Origin of the sequence: Pseudomonas sp. H1h (genome assembly GCF_000633255.1) — a bacterium.
Taxonomy (GTDB): Bacteria; Pseudomonadota; Gammaproteobacteria; order Pseudomonadales; family Pseudomonadaceae; genus Aquipseudomonas.
The window spans coordinates 13,092-38,549 of the sequence record NZ_AYMJ01000012.1; the positions used below are offsets into that span (position 1 = coordinate 13,092).

The 25,458-nt window shown below is 61.8% G+C and carries 23 protein-coding genes; 10 read left to right on the plus strand and 13 right to left on the minus strand.

The window, feature by feature from the left end:
* Positions 1 to 5: 5 nt before the first annotated feature.
* On the minus strand, positions 6 to 476 hold the full coding sequence (tsaE, locus tag U862_RS0109315) for a tRNA (adenosine(37)-N6)-threonylcarbamoyltransferase complex ATPase subunit type 1 TsaE (RefSeq protein ID WP_025110154.1): 471 nt from the start codon (positions 474 to 476) through the stop codon (positions 6 to 8).
* The gene (locus U862_RS0109320; RefSeq protein ID WP_025110155.1) at positions 464 to 1,963 is read right to left on the minus strand and encodes an NAD(P)H-hydrate dehydratase; all 1,500 of its coding nucleotides are present in this window, start codon (positions 1,961 to 1,963) and stop codon (positions 464 to 466) included. The genes tsaE and U862_RS0109320 overlap by 13 nt, the downstream gene beginning before the upstream one ends.
* Positions 1,964 to 2,026: 63 nt before the next feature.
* On the opposite strand from U862_RS0109320, the gene queG reads away from it, so the two are divergent.
* Complete coding sequence (gene queG, locus U862_RS0109325) at positions 2,027 to 3,106, plus strand: tRNA epoxyqueuosine(34) reductase QueG (protein ID WP_025110156.1); 1,080 nt, start codon at positions 2,027 to 2,029, stop codon at positions 3,104 to 3,106.
* On the opposite strand, the gene U862_RS0109330 is transcribed toward queG, so the two are convergent.
* Positions 3,088 to 3,699, minus strand: a complete 612-nt coding sequence (locus tag U862_RS0109330) for a trimeric intracellular cation channel family protein (protein ID WP_003221099.1) — start codon at positions 3,697 to 3,699, stop codon at positions 3,088 to 3,090. The two genes, queG and U862_RS0109330, sit on opposite strands and share 19 nt — an antisense overlap.
* A 205-nt stretch (positions 3,700 to 3,904) precedes the next feature.
* Positions 3,905 to 4,447: an oligoribonuclease gene (orn, locus tag U862_RS0109335; protein ID WP_025110157.1), complete on the minus strand. Its 543-nt coding sequence runs from the start codon at positions 4,445 to 4,447 to the stop codon at positions 3,905 to 3,907.
* 107 nt (positions 4,448 to 4,554) lie between these two features.
* Here orn and rsgA point away from each other — a divergent pair, with 107 nt between their 5' ends.
* The 4 genes from rsgA (at position 4,555) to U862_RS0109355 (ending at position 7,653) form a co-directional block, all read left to right on the plus strand.
* Positions 4,555 to 5,586: a small ribosomal subunit biogenesis GTPase RsgA gene (rsgA, locus tag U862_RS0109340; RefSeq protein WP_025110158.1), complete on the plus strand. Its 1,032-nt coding sequence runs from the start codon at positions 4,555 to 4,557 to the stop codon at positions 5,584 to 5,586.
* Between the two features lie 212 nt (positions 5,587 to 5,798).
* The gene (locus tag U862_RS0109345; protein ID WP_025110159.1) at positions 5,799 to 6,206 is read left to right on the plus strand and encodes a TIR domain-containing protein; all 408 of its coding nucleotides are present in this window, start codon (positions 5,799 to 5,801) and stop codon (positions 6,204 to 6,206) included.
* Between the two features lie 2 nt (positions 6,207 to 6,208).
* The gene (locus U862_RS0109350; RefSeq protein WP_025110160.1) at positions 6,209 to 7,168 is read left to right on the plus strand and encodes a caspase family protein; all 960 of its coding nucleotides are present in this window, start codon (positions 6,209 to 6,211) and stop codon (positions 7,166 to 7,168) included.
* Positions 7,168 to 7,653, plus strand: a complete 486-nt coding sequence (locus U862_RS0109355; RefSeq protein ID WP_025110161.1) for a toll/interleukin-1 receptor domain-containing protein — start codon at positions 7,168 to 7,170, stop codon at positions 7,651 to 7,653. Before U862_RS0109350 ends, U862_RS0109355 begins: the two co-directional genes overlap by 1 nt.
* Before the next feature lie 52 nt (positions 7,654 to 7,705).
* On the opposite strand, the gene motB is transcribed toward U862_RS0109355, so the two are convergent.
* Both motB and motA read right to left on the minus strand, forming a co-directional pair.
* Positions 7,706 to 8,782 carry a flagellar motor protein MotB gene (gene motB / locus U862_RS0109360; protein WP_025110162.1) on the minus strand — a complete coding sequence of 359 codons (1,077 nt, stop codon included), beginning with the start codon at positions 8,780 to 8,782 and terminating at the stop codon, positions 7,706 to 7,708.
* A 3-nt stretch (positions 8,783 to 8,785) separates the two neighbouring features.
* Positions 8,786 to 9,637 (minus strand): flagellar motor stator protein MotA, encoded by an 852-nt coding sequence (gene motA / locus U862_RS0109365; protein ID WP_007952169.1) that lies wholly within the window; start codon positions 9,635 to 9,637, stop codon positions 8,786 to 8,788.
* A 165-nt stretch (positions 9,638 to 9,802) separates the two neighbouring features.
* On the opposite strand from motA, the gene U862_RS0109370 reads away from it, so the two are divergent.
* From U862_RS0109370 to U862_RS0109385, 4 genes are all read left to right on the plus strand, one after another.
* Complete coding sequence (locus U862_RS0109370) at positions 9,803 to 11,341, plus strand: HDOD domain-containing protein (RefSeq protein ID WP_025110163.1); 1,539 nt, start codon at positions 9,803 to 9,805, stop codon at positions 11,339 to 11,341.
* A 42-nt stretch (positions 11,342 to 11,383) separates the two neighbouring features.
* Complete coding sequence (rhdA, locus tag U862_RS0109375) at positions 11,384 to 12,199, plus strand: thiosulfate sulfurtransferase (RefSeq protein ID WP_025110164.1); 816 nt, start codon at positions 11,384 to 11,386, stop codon at positions 12,197 to 12,199.
* A gap of 18 nt (positions 12,200 to 12,217) precedes the next feature.
* On the plus strand, positions 12,218 to 13,078 hold the full coding sequence (asd, locus tag U862_RS0109380; protein WP_025110165.1) for an archaetidylserine decarboxylase: 861 nt from the start codon (positions 12,218 to 12,220) through the stop codon (positions 13,076 to 13,078).
* A 68-nt stretch (positions 13,079 to 13,146) separates the two neighbouring features.
* A complete protein-coding gene (locus U862_RS0109385; RefSeq protein ID WP_025110166.1) occupies positions 13,147 to 14,901 on the plus strand; it encodes a hypothetical protein in 1,755 nt (584 codons plus the stop codon).
* Between the two features lie 103 nt (positions 14,902 to 15,004).
* On the opposite strand, the gene serB is transcribed toward U862_RS0109385, so the two are convergent.
* Positions 15,005 to 16,219 (minus strand): phosphoserine phosphatase SerB, encoded by a 1,215-nt coding sequence (serB, locus tag U862_RS0109390; protein WP_025110167.1) that lies wholly within the window; start codon positions 16,217 to 16,219, stop codon positions 15,005 to 15,007.
* 134 nt (positions 16,220 to 16,353) lie between these two features.
* Here serB and U862_RS0109395 point away from each other — a divergent pair, with 134 nt between their 5' ends.
* A complete protein-coding gene (locus U862_RS0109395; RefSeq protein WP_025110168.1) occupies positions 16,354 to 17,868 on the plus strand; it encodes an AhpA/YtjB family protein in 1,515 nt (504 codons plus the stop codon).
* 322 nt (positions 17,869 to 18,190) lie between these two features.
* On the opposite strand, the gene U862_RS0109400 is transcribed toward U862_RS0109395, so the two are convergent.
* The 6 genes from U862_RS0109400 to U862_RS0109425 form a co-directional block, all read right to left on the minus strand.
* Positions 18,191 to 18,901, minus strand: coding sequence for a membrane integrity-associated transporter subunit PqiC (locus U862_RS0109400; protein ID WP_025110169.1), 711 nt, complete (start codon positions 18,899 to 18,901; stop codon positions 18,191 to 18,193).
* Between the two features lie 177 nt (positions 18,902 to 19,078).
* Positions 19,079 to 21,343: a DNA topoisomerase IV subunit A gene (gene parC / locus U862_RS0109405; RefSeq protein WP_025110170.1), complete on the minus strand. Its 2,265-nt coding sequence runs from the start codon at positions 21,341 to 21,343 to the stop codon at positions 19,079 to 19,081.
* 7 nt (positions 21,344 to 21,350) lie between these two features.
* Positions 21,351 to 21,875, minus strand: a complete 525-nt coding sequence (locus tag U862_RS0109410; protein ID WP_025110171.1) for a TIGR02281 family clan AA aspartic protease — start codon at positions 21,873 to 21,875, stop codon at positions 21,351 to 21,353.
* Entirely contained in the window at positions 21,872 to 22,861 is a 990-nt protein-coding gene (locus U862_RS0109415; protein WP_025110172.1) for an esterase-like activity of phytase family protein, read from the minus strand. Before U862_RS0109415 ends, U862_RS0109410 begins: the two co-directional genes overlap by 4 nt.
* Positions 22,861 to 24,768, minus strand: a complete 1,908-nt coding sequence (gene parE / locus U862_RS0109420; RefSeq protein WP_025110173.1) for a DNA topoisomerase IV subunit B — start codon at positions 24,766 to 24,768, stop codon at positions 22,861 to 22,863. Before parE ends, U862_RS0109415 begins: the two co-directional genes overlap by 1 nt.
* Before the next feature lie 42 nt (positions 24,769 to 24,810).
* Positions 24,811 to 25,419, minus strand: a complete 609-nt coding sequence (locus U862_RS0109425) for a YqiA/YcfP family alpha/beta fold hydrolase (protein WP_025110174.1) — start codon at positions 25,417 to 25,419, stop codon at positions 24,811 to 24,813.
* Positions 25,420 to 25,458 lie beyond the last annotated feature (39 nt).

The window sequence follows — 25,458 nt, forward strand, 5'->3', positions numbered from 1 at the left end:
ATCATTTAATTGGATTCCAATGCCAAAGCGGCACACCAGGTCTCGCCACGCGAGCCCTGGGATAAAATTTTCAGCGAACGCCCGCTGTCTTGCGGGCTAATGGTAATGGTCAGGTCAGGCTTTGGCAAAAAGCCTGCACCTTTATCGGGCCACTCGATCAGGCACAGGGCATCGTCTTCGAAATAGTCGCGGATGCCAAGAAACTCCAGCTCCTCCGGATCGACCAGGCGATACAGGTCGAAGTGAAAGGCGCGCACATCACCAATCTCGTAGGGCTCGACCAGGGTGAAGGTCGGACTTTTTACCGCGCCGACGTGCCCCAGGCCACGAATAATGCCCCGCGACAGTGTGGTCTTGCCCATGCCCAGGTTGCCTTCGAGAAAAATCAGGCCATGGCCTTGGGTAACGCGGGCGATCCGTGCGCCAAAGTCGCTCATGGCCTGTTCATCGGCCAGGTACAGGGTTACTTCAGACACGGTGCATGCTCCTCCAACAACTGACGAATGGCTGGAATCAGATCACTGGCCGCCAGCCCACGGCCGAATTTACCTTGTTGCGCGCCGGCATTGGCGTGCAGCCAGACCGCCAGGCACGCCGCCTCAAAGCCGTCCATGCCTTGCGCCAGCAGCGCGCCGGTCAGACCAGCGAGTACATCGCCAAGACCGGCAGTGGCCATGGCCGGATGACCCTGATGACACAGCGCCAGACGCCCATCGGGATGGGCGATCAAGCTGCCTGCGCCTTTGAGCACGACCACGGCCGAATATTTCTTGCTCAGCGCATGCGCCGCGGCCGGACGATCGGCCTGCACGTCGGCGGTACTGATGCCCAACAGGCGCGCTGCCTCACCCGGATGCGGGGTGATCACGCAATCCTTGGGCAGACGAACAAAACCGCTGGCCAGCAGATTCAATGCATCGGCGTCCCACACCTGTGGCAGCGCCGCGTTCGCCGCAGCCGACAACAGCGCCCGCCCCCAACTCGCCTGCCCCAATCCCGGCCCGACGACCAGCACTGAGACTTTCTCCAGCAAGCCCATCAATTGATTGGCCGATGAAGCGCCCAGCGCCATGGCCTCCGGCACGCGGCTCAGCGCTGCCGGGACATGCTCCGGGCGCGTCGCCAGCGAGACCATGCCCGCGCCGCTGCGCAGGGCAGTTTCGGTACTCAGCAGGATCGCCCCGCCAAAGCCATGATCGCCGCCGATCAACAGCACATGACCAAAGCGGCCTTTATGGGACGTCGGGGCACGCGCAGCCAGACGCGGCAGATTGGCGGCGTTGAGCCGGCGCGCAGTGACAGGAATGTCAGCGCAGGTTTCAGGTGCCGCTTGCAGATCGTTGAACACCAGTTCGCCGACACAATCTGCCGCGTCACCGGTGAACAGCCCCAGCTTCAAGCCGATGAAAGTGACCGTGAGATCCGCGCGCACGGCGAGGCCCAGCACTCGCCCGGTGTCGGCCGACAATCCGGACGGCATATCGACCGCCACCACCGGCAGGCCGCTGGCGTTGATTGCGGCAATCGCCTCGGCGTAGGGCTCACGCACCTCGCCACTCAAACCAGTACCGAGCAGCGCATCGAGGACCACACCGCGCAATTCGACCTGAGCGTTCCAGCCCTGCACCGCGACACCTTCGGCCAGTGCCTCGGCATGCGCCAGTGCTGCGTCGCCCTGCAAACGCTGCGGTTCACCGACCGTCAGCACCCGCACCACCCAACCGGCACGCTGCGCCAGCACGGCCAGCAAATAGCCGTCGCCGGCGTTGTTGCCACGCCCGGCCAGCACGGTCAGTTCAGTCGCTGCAGGCCAGCGCCGCACCAGCGCGCGCCAGCACGCATACGCGGCGCGCTGCATCAATTCGAAGCCCGGCGTGCCGGCGGCGATCAGCCGGGCGTCGAGTGCCCGCACCTGGGCGGCAGCGTACAGCGCGTCGGGTAATTCATCTTTCGTGTGCGGCATGCGTCTTCGGGCTCCGATGTCTGGCAGAATTATACGCACCTCAGCTCCGGTTTCTCTCGCCTCATGTCCGCCATCACCACAGATCTGCCCACCCTCGCCCAATCGATCAAGGATTGGGGCCGCGAGCTGGGCTTCCAGCAAGTCGGCATCAGCGGTCTGGACCTGGCCGAGCATGAGCAGCACCTTGAGCGCTGGCTCGCCGCCGGCTACCACGGCGAAATGGACTACATGGGCGCCCATGGCAGCAAACGCTCGCACCCCGAAGAGCTTGTGCCAGGCACGTTGCGCGTGGTTTCGCTGCGCATGGATTACCTGCCCGGTGACACGCAAATGGCGCAAATGCTCGCGCAACCGGAAAAAGCCTACGTCTCGCGTTATGCCTTGGGCCGCGATTACCACAAATTGATCCGTAAACGCGTACAACAATTGGCCGACAAGATTCAGGCCGAGATCGGCCCGTTCGGTTTCCGCGCCTTCGTCGACAGCGCTCCGGTGCTGGAAAAGGCCATCGCCGAGCAGGCCGGACTGGGCTGGATCGGCAAAAACACCCTGGTGCTGAACCGCAAGGCCGGCAGCTATTTCTTCCTGAGCGAACTGTTCGTCGATCTGCCGCTGCCGGTGGACGAACCGCACAACACCGAACATTGCGGGCGCTGCACTGCGTGTCTGGACATCTGCCCGACCAACGCTTTCGTCGGCCCGTATGTGCTGGACGCGCGCCGCTGCATCTCTTACCTGACCATCGAACTGAAAAACGCCATCCCCGAAGATCTGCGTCCACTGATCGGCAACCGGGTGTTCGGCTGCGACGACTGCCAGATCGTCTGCCCGTGGAACCGCTTCGCCCGACCGTCTGGAGAAAGCGACTTCAAGCCACGGCACAACCTCGACAACGCCGAACTGGCCGAACTGTTCCTGTGGGACGAGGACAAATTCCTCAGCAGCACCGAAGGCTCGCCGCTGCGCCGCGCCGGTTACGAGCGCTGGTTGCGCAATCTGGCCGTAGGCCTCGGTAATGCGCCGTCGAGCATTACGGTGCTGGAAGCGCTGAAGGCGCGCCGCGACTACCCTTCAGAGCTGGTGCGTGAACACGTCGAGTGGGCGCTGAAACAGCACGCCGAGCGTCAAGGTGCGTCGTTGTAGACGAACTTGGGCATTTCCCAGTGGAACCGGATCGCCAGCAGCCGCAGCAGAAAGCCGCCGAACAAGGTGATCAGGATTGCCTGCTCGCTCGGCACATTCAGATACAGACAGAGCATGTAGCACCACGCAGCCGCGAATGACACGCTGGCGTACAGCTCACGGCGGAAGATCAGCGGGATGTCGTTGCAGAAGATGTCGCGCAGGATGCCGCCGAACACCCCGGTGATCACGCCGCTGACCGAAGCCACCAGCATGCCGTGACCCATTTCCAGTGCCGTCATGCAGCCGATCAACGTGAACGCCACCAGCCCGACCGCATCGAGCACCAGAAACAGCGAGCGCAGGTGGCGCATCCAGCGGGCGGTGAACACGGTGAGCATCGCTGCCGCCGAGGTCAGCACCAGGTATTCCGGGTGTTTGACCCAGGTCAGCGGGTAATGCCCGAGCAACACGTCGCGCACCGAGCCTCCACCCAGCGCGGTGACGCAGGCGATCAGCACCACACCGAACCAGTCCATGCCGCGCCGTCCGGCAGACAGCGCGCCGGTCATGGCTTCAGCGGTAATGGCGATCAGATAGAGCATCAGCAACATGGCAGCGGTCCTGGCAGGAAGGCGCGCAGTCTAGCCATTTCAGCGCCGCACCAGAAGGGGGCGCGCTCGGGGATGCATGTCTGACTTGAATCTTCCGGTGACCCTGACGCCCTCTTCGCGAGCAAGCCCGCTCCCACAGGGGGAACGCATTCCAGATTGTGGGAGCGGGCTTGCTCGCGAAGAGGTCAGTGCAGACACCGCTCAATCAGAACTTGATGAAGTGCTTGCGGTAGTGCTGCAGCTCGGCGATGGATTCGCGGATGTCGTCCAGTGCCAAATGCGTGCTGCCCTTCTTGAAGCTGTCGCGTACGTCCGGCGCCCAGCGCGCGGCCAGTTCCTTGAGCGTGGACACGTCGAGGTTGCGGTAGTGGAAGTAGCTTTCCAGCCCTTTCATGTGCGTATAAAGGAAGCGGCGGTCCTGGCAGATGCTGTTGCCGCAGATCGGCGACTTGCCCTTCGGTACCCACTTCTCAAGGAACGCGATGGTCTCGGCCTCGGCTTCGGCCATGCTGATGCGGCTGTCGCGCACGCGCTGGGTCAGGCCCGAGTTGCCGTGGGTGCGGGTGTTCCACTCGTCCATGCGGGCGAGCACTTCGTCACTGTGGTGAATGGCGATCACCGGGCCTTCGGCCAGGGTGTTCAGGTCACTGTCGGTGACGATGGTGGCCATTTCGATGATGACGTCGTTTTCCGGATCCAGACCGGTCATTTCCAGGTCGATCCAGATCAGGTTCTGCGGGTTTTGCATATTCGGGCTCCTAGGCAATGCTGCGCAGTTTAGCCTAGGCCGGTGCCCGGGCGTGCTAAACTCGCGGCCGTTTTACCTAATCGCTGCATTCTTCAGACGGAACACCCATGGCCAAACGCCAACTCAATCGTCGTCAAAACTGGCGCATCGAAAAGATTCAGGGCGAACGCGCTGCCCGCGCCGCCAAACGCGAGTCCTCGGCGGTCGAAGCGCTCGAGGGTGGCGACCTGGGCCCGGAACAAACAGGTCTGGTGATCGCCCACTTCGGTGTGCAGGTCGAGGTCGAAGCTGTTGACGGCGATCAGGCCGGCCAGGTGTTCCGCTGCCACTTGCGCGCCAACCTGCCAGCACTGGTGACCGGCGACACCGTCGTCTGGCGCGCCGGCAACCAGGGCATCGGGGTGATCGTCGCGCAACTGCCGCGCACCACCGAACTGTGCCGCCCGGACAGCCGTGGTCAGCTCAAACCCGTCGCGGCCAACGTCGACATGATCGTCATCGTCTTCGCGCCACTGCCTGAGCCTCACGCCAACCTGATCGACCGTTATCTGGTCGCCGCTGAACACGCCGGCATCCGTCCGCTGCTGCTGCTCAACAAGTTCGACCTGATCGACGAGCAGAACGCCCCGGCGCTCAATGCGCTGCTGGCGGTGTATCGCACGCTGGGTTATCCGGTGCTGGAAGTCTCGGCGCATCACGGCAACGGCATGGAGCAGTTGCAGAAGCAGCTCGACGGGCGCATCAGCGTGTTCGTCGGCCAGTCCGGTGTCGGCAAGTCGTCGCTGGTCAACAGCCTGCTGCCGGAAGTCGAAACCCGCGTCGGGCCGTTGTCCGAGCTGTCCGGCCAGGGCACGCACACCACGACCACCGCGCGCCTGTTCCACTTCCCCGGTGGCGGTGAGCTGATCGACTCCCCGGGTATCCGTGAGTTCGGTCTCGGCCACGTCAGCCGCGCCGACGTCGAAGCCGGCTTCATCGAGTTCGATGATCTGCTCGGCACCTGCCGCTTCCGCGACTGCAAGCATGATCGCGAGCCGGGCTGTGCACTGCTCAAGGCCTTGGAAGATGGCCGCGTGCAGCAGCAGCGAATGAACAGCTATCGCTCGATCATCGCCAGCCTGCCGGAAAACGGCTACTAAACATCTGCACCGGCAGCACCTCGCCCGAGGGCTGCCGGATGTCGGATCGTGCCTGACACCTCCCCGATTCAATTAAACGTCAGACCTTTCTGACAGACCCACCCACGCCTGCTTGCAGGACATTTCTCTTTCACCGCCCAGCCCTTGTAGGCTCGCGCCAGATGCCTAGATTGGGGTCCTCCTTCGCACTTTCGCGACTTCCGAGGAAGCCCATGCAAGCCTATCACCTGTTCATCAGCCATTCGTGGAACTACGCCCACGCTCACGACAATCTGGTACGCCTGCTCGGCGCCAAACCGGATTTCAGTTTCAAGAATTTTTCCGTGCCGCCGCACAATCCGATCCTGGGCGCGCAGACCGACAAGCAGCTCGAAGAAGCCATCGAAAACAAGATTCGCCCTTGCTCGGCGGTGCTGATCATGGCCGGGATGTATTCGACCTACAGCAAGTGGATCAACAAGGAAATCGAGATCGCCAAACGTATGGGCAAGGTGATCATCGCGATCAAGCCGTTCGGCGCCGAGCGTATTTCCGCCGTGGTGCGTGAAGCGGCGCACGCCGAATGCGCGTGGAACACCAACAGCATCATCGGTGCAATCCGTCAGCACACGGCGGTGTAACCATGCGCAAGGGACTGTTTATCGGGATTAACCATTACGACTACGTCTCACCCTTGAGCGGCTGTAACAACGACGCAATGGCCATGGCTTCGGTGCTGGAGCGTCACGCTAACGGGCGACCGAACTTCAGCAGCAAAGTGCTGACCTCAGCCGAAGAAAAACTCACGCTCAACCACATGAAACAGCAGATTCAGAGCTTGTTCTCAGGCGACTGTGACGTGGCACTGCTGTACTTCGCCGGTCATGGGCAGTTCGACACCAGCATTGACGAAGGGCTACTGATTCCCCAGGACTATCAACCTGGGGGGGACGGTATCCGCATCAGCGACGTCCTGGAATGGGCGGACAAGGCCCCGCACATCAAGAACAAAATCATCATTCTCGATTGCTGCCAGGCCGGCGCAGCAGGGGCCATGCGCAATCTGCGCGGCGGCAGCAGTGTGATCGGCGAAGGCGTGACCATTCTCACCGCCTGCAAAAAAGAACAGTACGCCCTGGAAAGTCGCGGTCATGGCGTATTCACCGACCTGCTTCTGCAAGCGCTGCACGGTGGCGCTGCCAACGTACTCGGCAAGGTCACCCCCGGGAGCGTTTACTCGTTTGTCGACAATGCGCTGGGGGCCTGGGAGCAGCGTCCGGTATTCAAGACCAATGTCTCGCAGTTCGTGCCGTTACGTGAGGTCGCCCCGCTGATTGCCGAGGAAACTCTGCGCAAACTCAAGGACTGGTTCCCCGAGCCAAGTTTCGTCTTCAGACTCGACCCCAGCTACGAGCCCACCGAAGCGCTGTTCGACCCCGAGCACGGCGACATCTTCAAGCAACTGCAAATGTGCAACCGCCACAGCCTGATCGAGCCCGTGGATGCCGAACACATGTACTACGCCGCCATGAACTCCACCGGCTGCCGCCTCACCGCCCTCGGCGCCTACTACCGCGAACTCGCCCTCAAAGGACATTTCTGATGCCCGTATTCATCAGCTACCGCCACATGGATCGCGCCCACGCCATCGCCATCAACAGCCGTCTGATCCAGGCCAACATCAAAACTTACCTCGACGTACTCGACCCGGAATCGCAGACCACCGACGACATCACCGGCGTGATTACACGCAACATCACTGAATGCACTCACTTGCTGGCGGTGGTGTCGGAAAAGACTGCGTTGTCGTGGTGGGTGCCGTTTGAAATTGGCGAAGCGACGATCAGCAATCGCAGGATCTGCTCGTTCAAGACCGGGCCGACGGAGTTGCCGTTGTATCTGGATAAATGGCCAAAGTTGAGCACGACCAGTGATCTGGATTTCTTCATTGATGCCTATCGTGAGGAAGTGTCGAGCAAGCGTTCGATGACGCTGGATTCGAGCAACGAATCGTTCAGCGGCACCTATAAACGCAACGCCGAGATTTTCCATGAACAACTGAAAAACCGGATTCGGCGCGGGTTCTAACGCCAATCGACAGGCACAAAAAAGCCGACATCACTGTCGGCTTTTTTGTCGGTCACTGTTTCGGCGCAGGGGCCGGTGCAGCGGCTGGCGGAGCAGCAGGCGCTGGCGCCGCAGCCCCCGGCTCGGCCGGTTTCGGCGCGGCGTCGTCGAACAGGTTGAGCCGTTCGCGCAACTCATGTGCCGGCACCGGTTGCTGGTCCGCCGGCAGCGCATTCGGATCAACGGGCGTCGCCGGAGCAGCGCCGTTTTCGCCTTCGGTAGCAGGCTTGGCCGGGTCGGCACCTTGTGAGCCTTCGATGGCCGCTTGCGCCTTCTTGGTCAGCACCACGATGTCGATCCGACGGTTGACCGGGTTGAACGGGTTTTCCTTGTCGAACAGCGCCGACGAGGCATAACCGACCACCCGCGCCACTTGCCCGTCCGGATAGCTGCCCGCCACCAGTGCACGCCGTGCGGCGTTGGCGCGGTTGGCCGAGAGCTCCCAGTTACCGAAATCGCCGGTGCCGGTGTACGGCTTGGCGTCGGTGTGGCCGCTGATGCTGATCTTGTTCGGCACCGCTTTGATGGTGTCGGCCATGGCCAGCAGGATGTCTTCGAAGTACGGCTTCAGACGTGCAGAGCCCGAGTCGAACATCGGCCGGTTCTCGGCGTCCATGATCTGGATGCGCAAGCCGTTCGGGGTGATCTCGAACAGGATCTGATCCTTGAACTTCTGCAGTTGCGGGTTCTCGTTGACCTTGTTCTGCAGTTCCTGCAGCAACAGTTCCAGGCGTTCCTTCTCGACCTGTTCGGCCATGCCTTCGACCTGCTCAGTGTCGACCGTGACCTTGTCCGGTTGCGGCTGCGACTTCACCTCAGGGTTGAGGGTATTTTCCGGCGCCAGGGTCGGTGTACCGCCCAGGTCGATGATGTACGGCGTGCCGCTTTCAGAGAAGCCGACCGGATCCTTGAAGTAACCGGCGATGGCGATCTTCTGTTCCGGCGTTGCGGTGGACAGCAGCCACAACACCAGGAAGAACGCCATCATCGCCGTGGCGAAGTCGGCGAAGGCGATTTTCCACGCTCCGCCGTGATGCCCGCCGGCTATGCGCTTGACGCGCTTGATGATAATCGGCTGATTATTTTCCATAGCTTAGCGACCGCGAACGGCTTGTTCCAGCTCGGCAAAGCTTGGACGGTGGGCCGGGTACAGCACCTTGCGCCCGAACTCGACTGCCAGCGATGGCGGCATGCCGGAAGCGGACGCCACCAGGGAAGCCTTGATCGCCTCGTAGACGTTCAGTTCTTCCTTGGCATCGTGGGCCAGGGAATGTGCCAACGGGCCGAAGAAACCATACGCTGCGAGAATACCGAAGAAGGTACCGACCAGTGCCGCACCGACGTGCAGACCGATGGATTTCTGATCGCCCTCACCCAACGACGCCATGGTCACCACGATACCCAGTACCGCCGCGACGATACCGAAACCCGGCATGGCGTCGGCAATGCCGTTCACCGCGTGGGATGGATGTTCGAGGTCTTCCTTGAGGCTGTAGAGTTCCATGTCGAACAGGCCTTCCAGCTCATGCGGAGCCATGTTGCCGGAGGACATGATGCGCAGGTAATCGCAGATGAACGCGGTCATGCGCTCGTCTTTGAGCACGGCCGGGTACTTGGCGAAGATCGGGCTCGCGGCGGCGTCTTCGATGTCGCCTTCTATGGCCATCATGCCTTCGCGGCGGCTCTTGTTGAGGATCTCGTAGATCAGGCCCAGCACTTCGAGATAGAAGGTGTGGCTGAAACGCGAACTGAACATGCTCAGGGATTTCTTGAGCACGTGCATCGTCATGTAACCGGGGTTGGCCTGCAGGAATGCACCGAGGGCCGCACCACCGATGATCATCACCTCGAAGGGCTGGATCAGGGCGGCAATTTTGCCGTGGGAGAGCACGTATCCGCCGAGCACGCTCGCGAATACGACGATGATGCCGATAATTTTAGCCATAGGTAGAAAGTACTTACTGAGTCGGGTTCAAGGTCATATTCGGAAGTTAAAAAATCTCTTCTTCTACTTATCGGCAAAACTGCGCCAGACTATAGCCAGTTCAGGCGAAAAGCCAATTTAGCCCATGCCGGGCGCGTCTACAGTCAGTGAAGATCTCGTCCAGACATGGCTAATGAAACGAACGTCCCACACGCAAAACCGACCACACTCGAAGGCTGGGTAAAGCTGCTCGATAGCGTGCGCCTGCCGGTTCCGCAAGAAGCTCACGACAAGGTTTGCCGGGCGATTCGCGATAACCGCAGCTCGCTGCGCGACATCGCCGACCTGATGCAGGACAGTCCGGCACTGGCCTTGAGCATCATTCGTGAGGCCAATCGTCACACCCACGGCACCATGGCCGCACCGGCGGAAAATCTCGAGGTGGCGATCAACCGCCTGGGCCTGGCGCGTACCGAGGAATTGCTCGCGCGCCTGCCCGTCGAACCGCAGATGCAGATTCCCCAGGCCTTGCGCCAACTGCAAATGATCAGCCAGCACGCCACGCAACAGGCCAACGGTTTTTTCGCCAGTCGCCTGGCGCGGCTGTGGCAGGACATCCATTGGGGCAGCCTGTTGTTTCTCTCGCCGTTATGGCCGCTGGCGCTGACGTTTCCACAGTTGCTCGAAGAGTGGGAGCTGCGGGTCATCCACAAGGGCGAGTCGGCCCCGGTGGTCGAGAAGCAACTGTTTGGCGTGCGCCTGCTGAAAATCGCCGAGGCGCTGGTGCAAGTCTGGCACCTGCCGATCTGGGTGCAGCAAGGCTATAAGCTGCTGCTCAGCGAACAACGCGAACTGGTCAAAGTGCTGCGCATCGCCCGCGACAGCGAACACCCGCTGCGCCAACAGAACCGCCTCGATGACGATCCGACCCTGCGTCGCTGGCTCAATCAGCCAGCCAACACCGTGATGCTGGCCAACGGCCTGGCGCTGTCGGCGCAACAGGCCTGGGACAGTCCGCACAGCGAACGCTGGCAATATCTGACCAGCCTTTATCTGCAGATTTCGATGGACGAGGTGCAACAACAATTGCACCAGCAAGCTGCCAACAGTGCGCGTCAGCATGCAATGCCCGATCTGTGGCACCCGGCCGTTTCATTATTATGGCCGTGGGGCACCCATCGTTTGCCGGCCGGAATGCTGCCGGCGGCCGCACCGAGTACCGAGGATCTGGCGAATTGGCGCCGGCAATGCGCCGAACTGCTGGCCGAGCCGAGCCGCTTCACCAATGCCATGAGCCTGACCGTCGCGGCGCGCGATGCCCTGGTTGCCAGCGGTATGCGCCGGGTGATGATTCTGATGGCCGATCGCACACAGTCCAATCTGCGTGTGCACCAGACCTTCGGCCTGCCGAAAGAAGCCGCCGCGCTGAATTTTGTCGTCAGTCAGAGCAAAGTCCTGCAACGATTGCTCGCGCAGCAGGCACAAGTGCGGATCAACCCCGAAAACAACGCACAATTCTCCGCCCTGCTGCCGCCGGGCCTGCGTTCGCTGTTTCGTGGCGAACACCTGTTCCTGCGCTCGCTGGTCAATAATGGGCGGGTAATCATGATCGTCGTGGCCGATCAGGGCGGCGGGCCATTCGCCGACATCACGGTGCAGGCTTTCGGCAAAACCGCGCAGTGCATCGAAAAAGCCCTGCACAGCTTTAGCAGCCGTGGCCGATGAGGCTGCGCTACAATCCCCCCCTTTGTGCTCTGGAGACCTCACATGTCTGACTTCTCTGGCTTGCCGCTCGTCATCGAGCCGAGCGACCTGCTCCCGCGTCTCGATTCCCCTGAACTGATTCTGGTGGATCTGACCAGCCCTGCCCGTTATGCCGAAGGTCACCTTCCCGGCGCACGCTTTGTTGACCCGAAACGCACCCAGCTCGGCCAGCCGCCGGCGCCGGGACTGCTGCCGGCCAAGGCCGATCTGGAAGCCTTGTTCGGTGAACTGGGCCATCGTCAGGACGCGGTCTACGTGGTTTATGACGACGAGGGCGGCGGCTGGGCCGGGCGCTTCATCTGGCTGCTCGACGTGATCGGTCACGACAAGTACCACTACGTCGATGGTGGTCTGCCGGCGTGGCTGGAGGCTGGCATGCCGATGTCGATCCAGGTGCCGCCTGCGGCGGGCGGCCCGATAGCGCTGAGCATTCACGAAGAGCCAACCGCCACTCGCGAATACTTGCAAAGCCGTCTCGGCGCCGCCGATCTGGCGATCTGGGATGCCCGCGGGCCATTGGAGTACTCCGGCGAGAAGGTGTTGGCCGCCAAGGGTGGGCACATCCCCGGCGCGGTCAATTTCGAGTGGACCGCCGGCATGGACAAGGCCCGTCAGTTGCGCATTCGCGCAGACATGCCGCAAATCCTCGAAGACCTCGGGATCACCAAGGACAAAGAAATCATTACCCACTGCCAGACCCATCACCGGTCGGGCTTCACTTATCTGGTGGCCAAGTCCCTCGGTTATCCGCGGGTCAAGGGCTACGCCGGTTCCTGGGGCGAGTGGGGCAACCACCCTGATACGCCTGTCGAGATTTAAGGTTTTTAAGGACAACTAATGAAAGAGCGTCTGTTTATCCTCAGCCAGTACCTGCTGCCTCATCATCTGCTGTCGCGCCTGGCCGGCTGCATTGCCGAGTGCCGCGTGCGCTGGTTCAAAAATGCCTTCACCCAGTGGTTCGCCAAGCGTTACCAGGTGGACATGTCGCAAGCGCTGGTCGAAGACCTGACCGCTTACGAGCACTTCAACGCCTTCTTCACCCGTGCCCTGAAAGACGGCGCGCGTCCACTGGACGAAACGCCGGGTGCGATCCTCAGCCCGGCCGACGGTGCAGTCAGCCAGCTCGGCCCGATCGAACACGGTCGTGTGTTCCAGGCCAAGGGCCACAGCTTCAGCGTGTTGGAACTGCTGGGCGGTGACGCGGCCAATGCAGCACCGTTCATGGGCGGCGATTTCGCCACCATCTACCTGTCGCCGAAGGACTACCACCGCGTGCACATGCCGCTGGCCGGCACCCTGCGCGAGATGGTCTACATCCCGGGCCGGATCTTCTCGGTCAACCAGACCACCGCCGAAAACGTTCCGGAACTGTTCGCCCGCAACGAGCGTGTGGCGTGCATTTTCGACACCGAGCGCGGCCCGATGGCGGTTGTACTGGTGGGCGCAATGATCGTTGCTTCGATCGAAACCGTGTGGGCCGGCCTGGTCACGCCGCCAAAGCGTGAACTGAAAACCTTCCGCTACGACGAAGCCGCCCGTGCGCCGATCCATCTGGAAAAAGGCGCTGAACTGGGCCGCTTCAAGCTGGGTTCGACCGCGATCGTGCTGTTCGGGCCAGATCAGGTGAAATGGGCTGAAGAACTCGCCGCTGGTTCGCCAGTGCAGATGGGCCAAGGCCTGGCACTGCCACAAGCCTGATTCGTCTTCGGTGAGAGCGGCTTCGGCCGCTCCCACCGATTGCTGTAATTGCTGCTATGGTTTTTGGCATGAGCCAGACCATCTCCCCTCCGCTGCTAAACGCCCCGACTCCAACGCAGTCACGCCTGTCGTTCTGCGAAGCCACCCCGCGCGACCTCAAACGCTGGATCGCCGGCCTGCCCAAGGCCAACATCGGTGAAACCGCCCGCCAGTTGTACCAAGGCCTGGGCGAACTCAACCAACTGCTCACCCCCAGCGACAATCGCCTGCAGTTGCTGGAGTTGCTGCGTCCCGAGGTGTATTTCGTCTGCCAGCATCTGGAGCGGCACTTCCTGCATCAGGCGATCATGCTCGATGATCGTTCGCGCAAGATCAGCAACCTGTGCCAGGCGCTGCAAAGTCAGTTGGCCATCGGCTACAAACAGATCGTTCTGCGCATTGCCCCCAAGTACCACAAGGATCGCGCGACGCTGGTCAGTCAGGCCCTGCAACGGGCCGCCCATGCACTCAAGAGGCAACTGCTGCGGGCCGCGCAGCTGTATAGCCCGGCGCCGGAGCAGCTGTGGTTCGAGCTGCATCAGTTGTATCGCTGCGCCTGCGGATTGCAGCTGCAACAACGCCGGGTGCATGACGACCTGGCGAGCCTGAGCACCGAACTGAGTCTGGAGCAGACCTACATTGCCGCCCTGCTGCTGGGCAGCGCCCGCTGCAATCAACTGCGGCAGAACCAGATCGCCCGGTTGGGCGAAGTGCTGGAACCGTGGAGCGCCCTGCTCAAGCTGCACCCCGGCAGCCCGGACGATGGCCTGTTCGCCATCAGCGCCGAACTGGACGCCGGCCCGCGCTACCGCAGCATGTTCCGCAAAGAACAGCAGGGCGCCCTGCTCGGTTTCAATCCGCAGCCGCTGGTGAATGTCATCGAAGCGCATTTGCTGCATCAGGAAACGTCGACGCCACTGCCCATCCCGTCGGGACTGAGCCTCGACACCCTGCAGCATCTGCACGCCAGTTGGGGCCAGGCCGCCGAGCGCAGTTTTCAGCGCACTGTCGGCCAGGGCAACCTGACCGTGTGCGTGGGCATGAGCGCCCTGCACTTCTATCTGGGCGGCGAGCGCACCTTCAGCGAACTGCTCAAACACCCCGGTGCCCGCGCGGCAAACTTCAGCAGCGCCGTGGCCCAAGGTGAAAAAGACAGCTGGAGCCAGGCCTTCGACGCCGCCCCGCAGAGCAAGGCGGATGAGTTTCTGCCCTATGAAGAAATCCAGTACGACCATCTCGGTGAGGACGAAAGCCAGACCGACCACACACCGCACTACCCGACCTACACGTTACCCGTGATCAACCACAGCCCCGGCGGTTATTGCCTGGGGTGGCCGAGTGAAGTGCCCGCCGAGTTGCAGGCCGGGGAGATGGTCGGGATTCAGGACAGTTCGAATCAGGGCTGGAGCATTGCGGTAGTCCGCTGGATTCGTCAGGTACGCGGCAGCGGGCCGCAAATGGGCATTGAACTGGTGGCACCGCACGCCGAACCCTGCGGATTGCAACTGGTGCGCTCGCAGGACGATCACAGTCACTATTTACGCGGCCTGTTGCTGCCCGAGATCAGCGCCATCGACTTGCCCGCAACCTTGCTGGCCCCACGCTTGCCGTTTCAGGAAGGCAATAAAGTGCTGATCAACACCCACGGCGAAGAACACCGCGCCGGACTGGATCGACGGGTGGCGAGTACGCACAGTTTCAATCAGTTTGCCTATCGCTCGCTGGAGGCCGCGCGCAATGGCGGGAGCGAGGAGGATTTCGATTCGTTGTGGAAGTCGCTTTAGATCGAGTTGAGCCCTTCGCGAGCAAGCCCGCTCCCACAGGAGACCGAATTCCAATGTGGGAGCGGGCTTGCTCGCGAAGAGGCCCGTTCAGACAGCAGAGACTTCAGAGTTCCCCGTCACGGTCGCGAAAGCCCAGCAGGTACAACACACCATCCAGCCCAAGCGTGGAGATCGCCTGCTTGGCCGACTGCTTGACCAACGGCTTGGCCCGGAACGCCACACCCAGACCGGCAATCGCCAGCATCGGCAGGTCATTCGCGCCATCGCCCACCGCAATGGTCTGCTCCAGACGCAAGCCTTCCTTGTGCGCCAGCTCCTTCAGCAGATCAGCCTTGCGCTGCGCATCGACGATCGGCTCGATCGCCACGCCGGTGCACTTGCCGTCGACCACTTCCAGTTCGTTGGCGAATACGTAGTCGATGCCGAGCCTGGCCTGCAGTTGCTTGGCGAAGTAGGTGAAGCCGCCAGACAGGATCGCCGTCTTGTAACCCAGACGCTTGAGTTCGGCGAACAGGGTTTCGGCGCCTTCGGTCAACCGCAGCGACGCGCCGATCGAGTCCAGCACGCTGACGTCCAGGCCCTTGAGCAGCGCCAGACGTTCCTTGAAGCTGGCGCGAAAATCCAGCTCGCCGGCCATGGCGCGCTCGGTGATGGCCGAGACTTGCTCGCCCACGCCGGCTGCCTTGGCCAGTTCATCGATGACTTCGGCTTCGATCAGCGTCGAGTCCATGTCGAACACCGCCAGACGCCGGTTGCGGCGGAACAGCGAATCTTCCTGAAAGGCGATATCGACGTTCAGCTCTTGGGCGACGCTGAGGAATTCAGCGCGCAGGGCCTGCGGGTCAGCCGCTTCGCCCCGCACGGAGAACTCGATGCAGCCCTTGCCCTTGTCCTCCGGCGTGTCCAGCGGCATGCGACCCGACAGACGGTCGATATGATCGATGTTCAGGCCATATTTGGCAGTGATCGAGCTGACCGCCTGCAATTGGCCGGCGGTCACCTTGCGGGTCAACAGGGTGACGATGTGGCGTTTCTTGCCCTGATTGCCCACCCACTGCTGGTAATCCTCTTCAGACACCGGGGTGAAGCGCACCTGCTGATCGAGCTCGTAACCCTTGAACAGGATGTCCTTGAGCACAGCCTTGGCCTGCTCGGAGTCGGGGATCTCGACCAGGATGCCGAACGACAGGGTGTCGTGGATCACCGCCTGACCGATGTCGAGGATGTTCACACCACCCTGGGCCAGAACGCCGGTAATGGCCGCAGTCAGACCCGGACGGTCGACTCCCGTGATGTTAATCAGGACGATTTCGCGCAACGCGCACCCCCGCAGCTGGAAAAAAATCGCATTCTACCCACTTTCAGTGACCATCGGGCACCGCGAGCGCTTTGCCGGCCTAGGGCCTGTCGCTATACTGCGCGTCAACTTCACGGACAAAAGAGCCGAGCTCAGTGAACCGGCCCACGCCAGTTAAAACCGATAACTTCTTCCTGCTGATCTTCCGTGCACTGCGTCATCGCCGTGTGCCGATTGCATTGCGCATTGCCAGCCATAACGTGATCCTGGTCGCTCTGGCCCTGGTGATCTATGCCGGGGTGATGGGCTTGCAGTTCAAGCAGGCCATGCACGAGCAGGCCGATGCGCTGGGCGAAAGCCTGACCACGCAGACCGCCACCTCCGCCACTGAACTGTTGGTGTCCAACGACATCCTCAGCCTCAACGTGCTGCTCAACAACCTGACCAAGAACAAACTGGTGGCCCACGCGGCTATCTATAGCGTGGACAACCGCATCCTCGCCGAATCCGGTCAGCGCCCCAAGCACAGCCTGCTGGGCGAAGCCGAAGGCATGTACGAGAGCAAGATCACCTTCCAGGACGTGACCGCCGGGCAACTGCGCATCAGCCTGGACATGGATCAGTTCCAGCAGCCGATGACCATCAGCCTGCAGAGCATGGGCATTCTCAGTGCAATCCTGTTGGCGCTGTCGCTGGCCTTGAGCCTGCGCATGGGCCGCTATCTGTCCACGCCGCTGCTGCAATTGCGCGTGTGGCTGCGCAACATCGATGAATACACCCCGGGCACCGACCGTCAGGACGAGATCGGCGACCTGGCGCGTCAGCTGCACGCCAACTTCGCTCCGGAACCAGCGCCGAAACCCGAGCCCGAGCCGGAACCCGAGTTCGAAGAAGAGGATGAGCCGGAGTTCGAAGTGCGCAACCTGCGTGACCCGAGCTTTGACGAAACCCGTCCGTTGGCTGCGCAAAAGCCTGCACCACGCCACGTTGTCAGCACTGTTGAAGACGATGAAGACGACGACGCGTTTGCCGATCTGCGCGACGAATCGCTGGATGAAGCGCCACAACCGGTCGCGCGCAAGGCCACGCCGAGCGTGCCGCAACACAGTGCGGTGCTTGCCGTGCAACTGGGGTCGCAGGAACAACTGCGTCGCCTGCCGCGTGCACGCCTGGAAGAATTGCTGGAGCGCTATCGCGATTGCCTCGATCAGGCGGCTTCGCTGTATCAGGGCGAAATCGAAACCCTGAACGACGGCAGCACACTGATGCTGTTCCACACCGAAGACAGCGGCGACGACTACCTGACCAACGCGATCTGCTGCGGCGAGTTGCTGCGGGCGCTGGGCCATCAATTGCAGATCGAAGTCGCCGACAGCGGCATCACCCTGCAATTGCAGCTGGGCCTGACCTTGGGCGATGAGCTGTTCGGTCTGAGCCAGATCGACCTGCTGCTGACCGACTCGGCTCAGGATGCCCTGGCCCTGTCGCAGCACAGCCGCAACCTGCTGCTGGTCGAGCGCAAGATTGGTGACGATGCGCTGATTCGCCAGCGTGCGCGAATCCGCCCGATCGCCAGTCCTGAAGGGGCTTGCTGCGTGGAGCGTTTGATGGAGCCTTATCCCTCGATGCTCGAACGGCAACTGGCGCGGATGCATGAACGCCGGGCGTAAGCCTCAGGCCTGAAACATCGAAGCCCGCAGACACGTGATTGTCTGCGGGCTTTTTTGTTGCCTGTGCCGTCCCCTTCGCGAGCAGGCTCGCTCCCACACTTGATCAGCAGCGCCCACATTCCCTGTGGGAGCGAGCCTGCTCGCGAAGAGGCCAGCCCACACAATGCGGATCTTCAACTGCTGCATCGATTGTGCGTTGCTCGTCACTTCACCGTGGGAGCGGGCTTGCTCGCGAAGGGGCCAGCTGCCATACCGTAGATCCCCAGCCCCCAGACACAACAAAGCCCGCACAAGGCGGGCTCTGCTCTGTCTCGTTCCTGCGTTAGAAGCGGAACACTTCCATATCAGTACGAATCGGCGAGGCCATCGGAATCTTCGGCTGCTTCTCGGATTCCGCTGCCGGCGCTGCCGGTTTTGGGGCCGCTTTACGTGGAGCTTCAGCCACCGGAGGCTGGTTGGACAATGGTTTAAGCGCCACCGACAACTGCTCGGCCAGACGCTGCAGCAAAATGCCTTGTGCCTGAACCTGCGAAGCCGTCGTGCCCGCGTGCAGCTCTTGCAGATGGACGATACGGTTATCGCGTACCTGACCACGGCGGTCGATCAGGCGCCATTGCGCATCGAGAATCGCCGGTTGCTTCTCACCGGAGTCCAGACGCGTGATGGTCAGCAACACCTGCACATCCGGGGTAAAACCCAGGGTGGCCGGTGCCAGCACCACACGCTGGCTGTCGAGATGACCGGCAACCTGACGCATTAGCAATTGATCGATATCCGACGAAAGGCTGCCCGCCCAGCGACCGTCGGTCGAGGCTTGCAGGCTGCCGTCCGGTTGACGTTGCAGCAGGGTTTCACGTTGCAGGTAATCAGCGATGACTACCGGGCCCAACAAAACCGCCATGCCTGTGCTTTGCGCAGGCTGAGCCGGACTTCCGCTGTCCAGCTGATACAGCGACACCGGCTGGTGAACGCTGCAACCCGCCAGGCCAAGAACGCCGGCGAGCAGGAAAATAAGGGGGCGCAGAGAGGTCATCATCCCGTCCAGGTGGCCGCCACAAGGCTGACCACAGTGAAAATACTCAATAAATATGAAGAACGCTCGGCCACGCCGGCGCTTGGAAAGGCCATATCATCCGTGAATATGCGTTCCGACTCCAGCGCCAAAGCGTCGATCTACGCGTTAAATCGTAGATCGAACGCTCTAGGGCGCCTAATTGAGGTTTTCGACGAGCAGCGCATCCACCCTCTGGAAGCCCCTTGGCAGTTTATTGCCACGCCGGCCACGTTCACCTTTGTAGTGTTCGAGGTCGTCGGCCTTCAGCGAAAGGGTCCGTTTTCCGGCCTGCAGCACCAAGGTGGCGCCTTCCGGAATGACGGCGATGTCCGTGACATATTCTTCGCGACTGGCCACGCGTTCACCGGAAATCCCGATGATCTTGTTGCCCTTGCCCTTACCCAATTGTGGCAGATCGCTGATCTTGAATATCAGCAGGCGACCTTCGGTCGTGACCGAGGCCAGCCAGTTCTGCTCACGATCGGCCACCGGACGCGGCGCGATCACCTTGGCGTTGTTCGGCAGACTCAACAGAGCTTTACCGGCCTTGTTCTTGGCTTGCAGATCTTCGCCTTTGACCACGAAACCGTAACCGGCGTCGGAGGCGATCACGTACAGCGCATCGTCTTCCGGCATCAGCACGCATTCGAAAGTCGCGCCCGGTGGCGGGGTCAGACGCCCGGTCAACGGTTCGCCCTGGCCGCGCGCCGACGGCAAGGTATGAGCGGCAACCGAATAGCTGCGGCCAGTGGAGTCAATCACCACGGCAGACTGGTTGGAACGCCCCGCCGCCGAGGTCTTGAAGCCGTCACCCGCCTTGTACGACAGGCCGGTGGCATCAATGTCATGGCCTTTGGCCGAACGGATCCAGCCTTTTTCCGACAGCACGACGGTGACTTTCTCGTTCGGCAGCAGATCGTGTTCGGTCAACGCTTTCGCTTCAGCACGCTCGACGATTGGCGAGCGACGGTCATCACCGTAGGTTTCGGCGTCTTTCAACAGCTCGGTGCGCACCAGCTTCTTCAGCTTGGCTTCGCTGCCCAGCAGCGCTTGCAGCTTGGCTTGTTCCTTGAGCAGTTCGTCCTGCTCGTCACGCAGCTTCATCTCTTCCAGGCGCGCCAATTGACGCAGGCGGGTGTCGAGGATGTAGTCGGCCTGGATTTCGCTGAGGGCAAAGCGCTCGATCAGCTTGGCTTTCGGGTGCTCCTCGGTACGGATGATGTGGATCACTTCATCCAGGTTGAGGTAGGCAATCAGCAAACCGTCCAACAGGTGCAGGCGACGCTCGACCTTGTCGAGGCGGAATTGCAGGCGGCGACGCACGGTCAGCACGCGGAACTCCAGCCATTCGACCAGCAAGGCACGCAGGTTTTTCAGCTGCGGCTTGCCGTCCAGACCGATGATGTTGACGTTGACCCGGTAGGTCGACTCCAGCTCGGTGCTGGCGAACAGGTGCTGCATCAACGCTTCGTGATCGACGCGGCTGTTGACCGGGATGATCACGATGCGGCACGGGTTTTCGTGGTCGGACTCATCGCGCAGGTCAGCGATCTGCGGTGCTTTCGACGGTTTGGCCTGCATCAGTGCAGCGATCTGCTCCAGCACCTTGGCCCCGGAAACCTGATGCGGCAGCGCGGTGACGATAATGTCGCCGTCCTCGACGTGGTACACGGCGCGCATGCGCACCGAGCCCTTGCCGGTTTCGTACATTTTCAGCAGGTCGGCGCGCGGGGTAATGATTTCCGCTTCGGTCGGGTAGTCCGGGCCTTGAATATGCTCGCAGAGCTGCTCGACCGTGGCTTTCGGCTCATCGAGCAGGCGCACGCAGGCGGTGGCGACTTCGCGCAGGTTGTGCGGTGGCACGTCGGTGGCCATGCCCACGGCGATACCGGTGGTGCCGTTGAGCAGGATGTTCGGCAAACGTGCCGGCAACACCAGCGGTTCCTGCAGGGTGCCGTCGAAGTTCGGCCCCCAGTCAGCGGTGCCCTGGCCCAGTTCGCTGAGCAGCACTTCGGAATAACGCGACAGCCGCGCTTCGGTGTAACGCATGGCGGCGAAGGACTTCGGATCGTCCGGCGCACCCCAGTTGCCCTGGCCGTCGACCAGCGTGTAGCGATAGCTGAATGGCTGGGCCATCAGCACCATCGCTTCGTAGCACGCCGAGTCGCCGTGCGGGTGGAACTTGCCGAGCACGTCGCCGACGGTACGCGCCGATTTCTTGTGCTTGGAGTCGGCGTCCAGCCCCAGCTCGCTCATGGCGTAGACGATACGCCGCTGTACCGGTTTCAGGCCGTCGCCGATATGCGGCAGAGCACGGTCCATGATCACGTACATGGAGTAGTTGAGGTAGGCATTTTCGGTGAAGTCAGCCAGCGAGCGGCGTTCTACACCGTCCAGGCTGAGATCAAGGGAGTCGCTCATGCGGGCCTCATCGGTTCGTTGTCTGGCGCAGCAGCATGGTGCCACCGCGCTGGGTAAATTCAAGTTTGTTCAGGGCGCTCATGCCGAGCAGCACCTGATCGCCATGCAGCCCCGGCGCCACCAGTGCGCGGACGTCGCGCAGCACAATGTCACCCAGCTGCAGGCGGTCGATCTTTGTCCGGTAGCCCTGGCTCAGGCCGTTGGCCGTGCTCAGGGTCACGCCGAAGCCTTCTTCCAGCTTCAACCGTTTGGCCAGATCCGCCGGGATCGCCACATCGGTGGCACCGGTGTCGAGCATGAACTCCACCGGCTCACCGTTGATCTGTCCACTGGCGACAAAATGCCCTTGGGCATTGCCGGCCAGCTTCACTTCGATCACGCCGTCATGCTGCTCGGACGTGACCACCACGTTCGGATTCTGCTGGCGCGCTTCCCACTGGCCGAAAAACCGCGTGGCCAGAAACAGCGCCGCGCACCAGGCCAGAATCATCAGCACCCGGCCGGCGCGTTTGCCCGGCAGGGGCTGGCTCAAGGTTTGGCGCTCCATCCACCTTCAGGCGCGGCGAAACGCCAGACGATCGGACGTTTTTCGCCGTCGGCACGGGCACCGTCATTGTTGTCGAGGCCGATCCAGGCGCCGTCGGCGTCCACCACCAGCGCTTCTGCCAGACCGAAGGCCTGTGAGTAGCGTCGCTGGGGCTGCAAGGCCTCCTCGGCGAACGACCAGCAACGCTCGACCTTGGCCGTCACCGCATCGCGGCGGCAGATCTGGTACGCATTACGCTCCAGCGTGAACAGCTTGCCGTTGAACAACGACAGGTCGGCGAAGTCGCGTGTCACCAACCGGGCGTTGGGAAACTGCGGCGGCTGCATCTCGACCCCGTCTTCGCTGAACAGCACGCAGCCGCCGTCGCAATCCCAGACCGTTTGCTGACGCTTGATCTTCAACAGACCACGGCGCTCGCGCTCGGCGGCCAGCCATATTTCATCGCCGGCAGGGTTGACCGTCAGGCCTTCGAACAAGGCGTTGAAGTGCAGCAACATGCCACTGGCTCGCGCTTCACGGACCAGCATTGGCGAGATTTTCAGCCATGACGCCGTGCCTTGCGGCGATACCTGCAACACGGCTGCATGCGCTTCACTGACGATGTAGCGATTGCCCGCGTTGTCGCATGTGATGCCTTCGAAATCCAGATCACCGCCACGCACGAACTGCGCGGCCCACGTCCGCACTCGCAAGCCCCAAGGCAATCCGCTGTCTGGCAATGACGGCACGTCGAGACGCACCGTTTCGGCCTGCCAGACCTGATCGCGGGTGTCCAGACGATAGATCTGATCATCGTCGCGGTCAGAGACCGTCCACAGATCTTTACCGCACACCGCCAGCCCCGACAGGTTGCCGCCACGCATGCCGTCAACCGGGTGTTCGGACAGCAACTTCAACTCGGGTGCAGGCTGCGCCGACACCGTCATCGCACTCAGTAGCAACGCACTCGCCAATACTCGACCGAACCGCATCAAACCAGCACCTCGGCGAGGTTGCCTTTGGATTCGAGCCAGGTCTTGCGGTCGCCGGCGCGCTTCTTCGCCAGCAGCATGTCCATCATTTCCGAGGTTTCGGCGAAGTCCTCGCCCAGCGTCAGTTGCACCAGACGCCGGGTATTCGGGTCCATCGTGGTTTCACGCAGCTGCGGCGGGTTCATTTCACCCAGGCCTTTGAATCGGGTGACCTGTGGTTTGCCGCGTTTCTTCTCGGCCACCAGACGGTCGAGAATCCCGTCGCGCTCGGCTTCGTCGAGGGCGTAGTAAATCTCTTTGCCAAGGTCGATGCGATACAGCGGCGGCATCGCCACGTAGACGTGACCGGCATCCACCAGTGGGCGGAAATGCTGGACGAACAAGGCGCACAGCAGCGTGGCAATGTGCAGACCGTCAGAGTCGGCGTCGGCGAGGATGCAGATCTTGCCGTAGCGCAGCTGGCTCATGTCCGCCGCGCCCGGATCGACACCGATGGCCACGGCAATGTTGTGCACTTCCTGGCTGGCCAGAACTTCGCTGCCGTCGACTTCCCAGGTGTTGAGGATCTTGCCGCGCAACGGCAGGATCGCCTGGAACTCCTTGTCCCGCGCTTGCTTGGCGGAACCGCCGGCGGAATCACCTTCGACCAGGAACAGCTCGGAACGCATCGGGTCCTGCCCGGCGCAATCAGCCAGTTTGCCTGGCAACGCCGGGCCTTGGGTGACACGCTTGCGCTCGACCTTTTTGCTGGCCTTGAGACGACGGCCGGCGTTGTTGATCGCCAGTTCGGCCAGCGCCAGGCCAGTTTCCGGGTTGGCGTTGAGCCACAGGCTGAAAGCGTCCTTGACCACACCGGAAACGAACGCCGCCGCTTCACGGGACGACAGTCGCTCTTTGGTCTGGCCGGAGAATTGCGGCTCCTGCATCTTCATCGACAGCACGAAAGCGATGCGCTCCCAGACGTCTTCCGGCGCCAGCTTCACGCCGCGCGGCAGCAGGCTGCGGAACTCGCAGAACTCGCGCATCGCATCGAGCAGGCCCTGACGCAGACCGTTGACATGGGTACCGCCCTGCTGCGTCGGGATCAGGTTGACGTAGCTTTCCTGCACCGCATCACCACCTTCCGGCAGCCACAGCAGTGCCCAGTCGACCGCTTCTTTATTGCCGGCCAGGCTGCCGCAGAACGGTTCGTCCGGCAGGCGTTCGAATTCGCTGACCGCGTCCACCAGATAGGAGCGCAGGCCGTCTTCGTAATGCCACTCGACTTTCTCGCCGGTGCCTTTGTCTTCGAAGCTGACCAGCAGCCCCGGGCACAGCACAGCCTTGGCCTTGAGCACGTGCTTGAGACGGCTGATGGAGAATTTTGGTGAATCGAAGTATTTCGGATCCGGCGCGAAATACACGCTGGTGCCGGTATTGCGCTTGCCGACGGTGCCGACGATTTCCAGCTCGGTGGCCTTGAAGCCATCGTTGAAAGTCATCTGGTATTCGTTGCCGTCACGTTTTACACGCACCCGGACTTCGGTCGACAAGGCGTTGACGACGGAAATACCCACCCCGTGCAGACCGCCGGAGAACTGGTAGTTCTTGTTGGAAAACTTGCCGCCCGCATGGAGCTTGGTAAGGATCAGTTCAACGCCCGACACGCCCTCTTCCGGGTGAATGTCGACCGGCATGCCGCGACCATCGTCGCTGACTTCCAGCGAGTGGTCGGCGTGCAAGATGACCTGCACCGATTTTGCGTGACCGGCCAGGGCTTCGTCGACGCTGTTGTCGATGACTTCCTGGGCGAGGTGGTTCGGCCGGCTGGTGTCGGTGTACATGCCGGGGCGTTTGCGCACCGGGTCGAGGCCCGAGAGGACTTCGATGGCGTCGGCGTTATAAGAGCTAGCGCTGGGAGTGGCCATAGGGTCTCGTCGTCAGTGATTCAATGAAAAAGGGGCAAGACATCACAATGCAGTGAAATCGATTGCCTGATACAAATCGGCGCCAATGCCGGCAAAACTCAGCAACGCCGGCAATTGCCCGGCAAAACCCTGGAAACCATGGTCGCCGCCAGCTTGAATGCGCAAGGCACAGGCCCGGTAATACTGCTGGGCGTGGCGATAATCCAGTGTTTCATCGCCGGTCTGCAACCACACCTGATAGCGCTGCGCATCCACGGGGGCCGGCACTTCCAGCTCGGCCAGGGCCGTCACGTGGTCGTGGGTCAGTTCCCAGGTCTCATCGGTATACAGGTTTTTCTGCGTGCCCAGGTATCCGTCGAACATCCGGTGCGGGCTGACCGCCGGGTTGACCAGCAGGGCTTTCAAGCCATGGCGCTCGGCCAGGTGAGTCGCATAGTAGCCGCCGAGTGAGCTTCCCACCAGCAACGGCCGGCCCAGCTCGGCAATCGCCTGTTCCAGCTGACCGATGGCTTCACGTGGGTGGTGATGCAGCGCCGGCACACACAATTGGTCACTCAAACCCAGTCGCTCCATCACCTCGACCAGCTGACAGGCCTTTTTTGAGGCCGGGGCGCTGTTGAAACCGTGGATATAGAGGATCGAACCGGACATTTGAGCTCCCTGGGTGTCGGTTTAGGAAAGCGGAGTTTA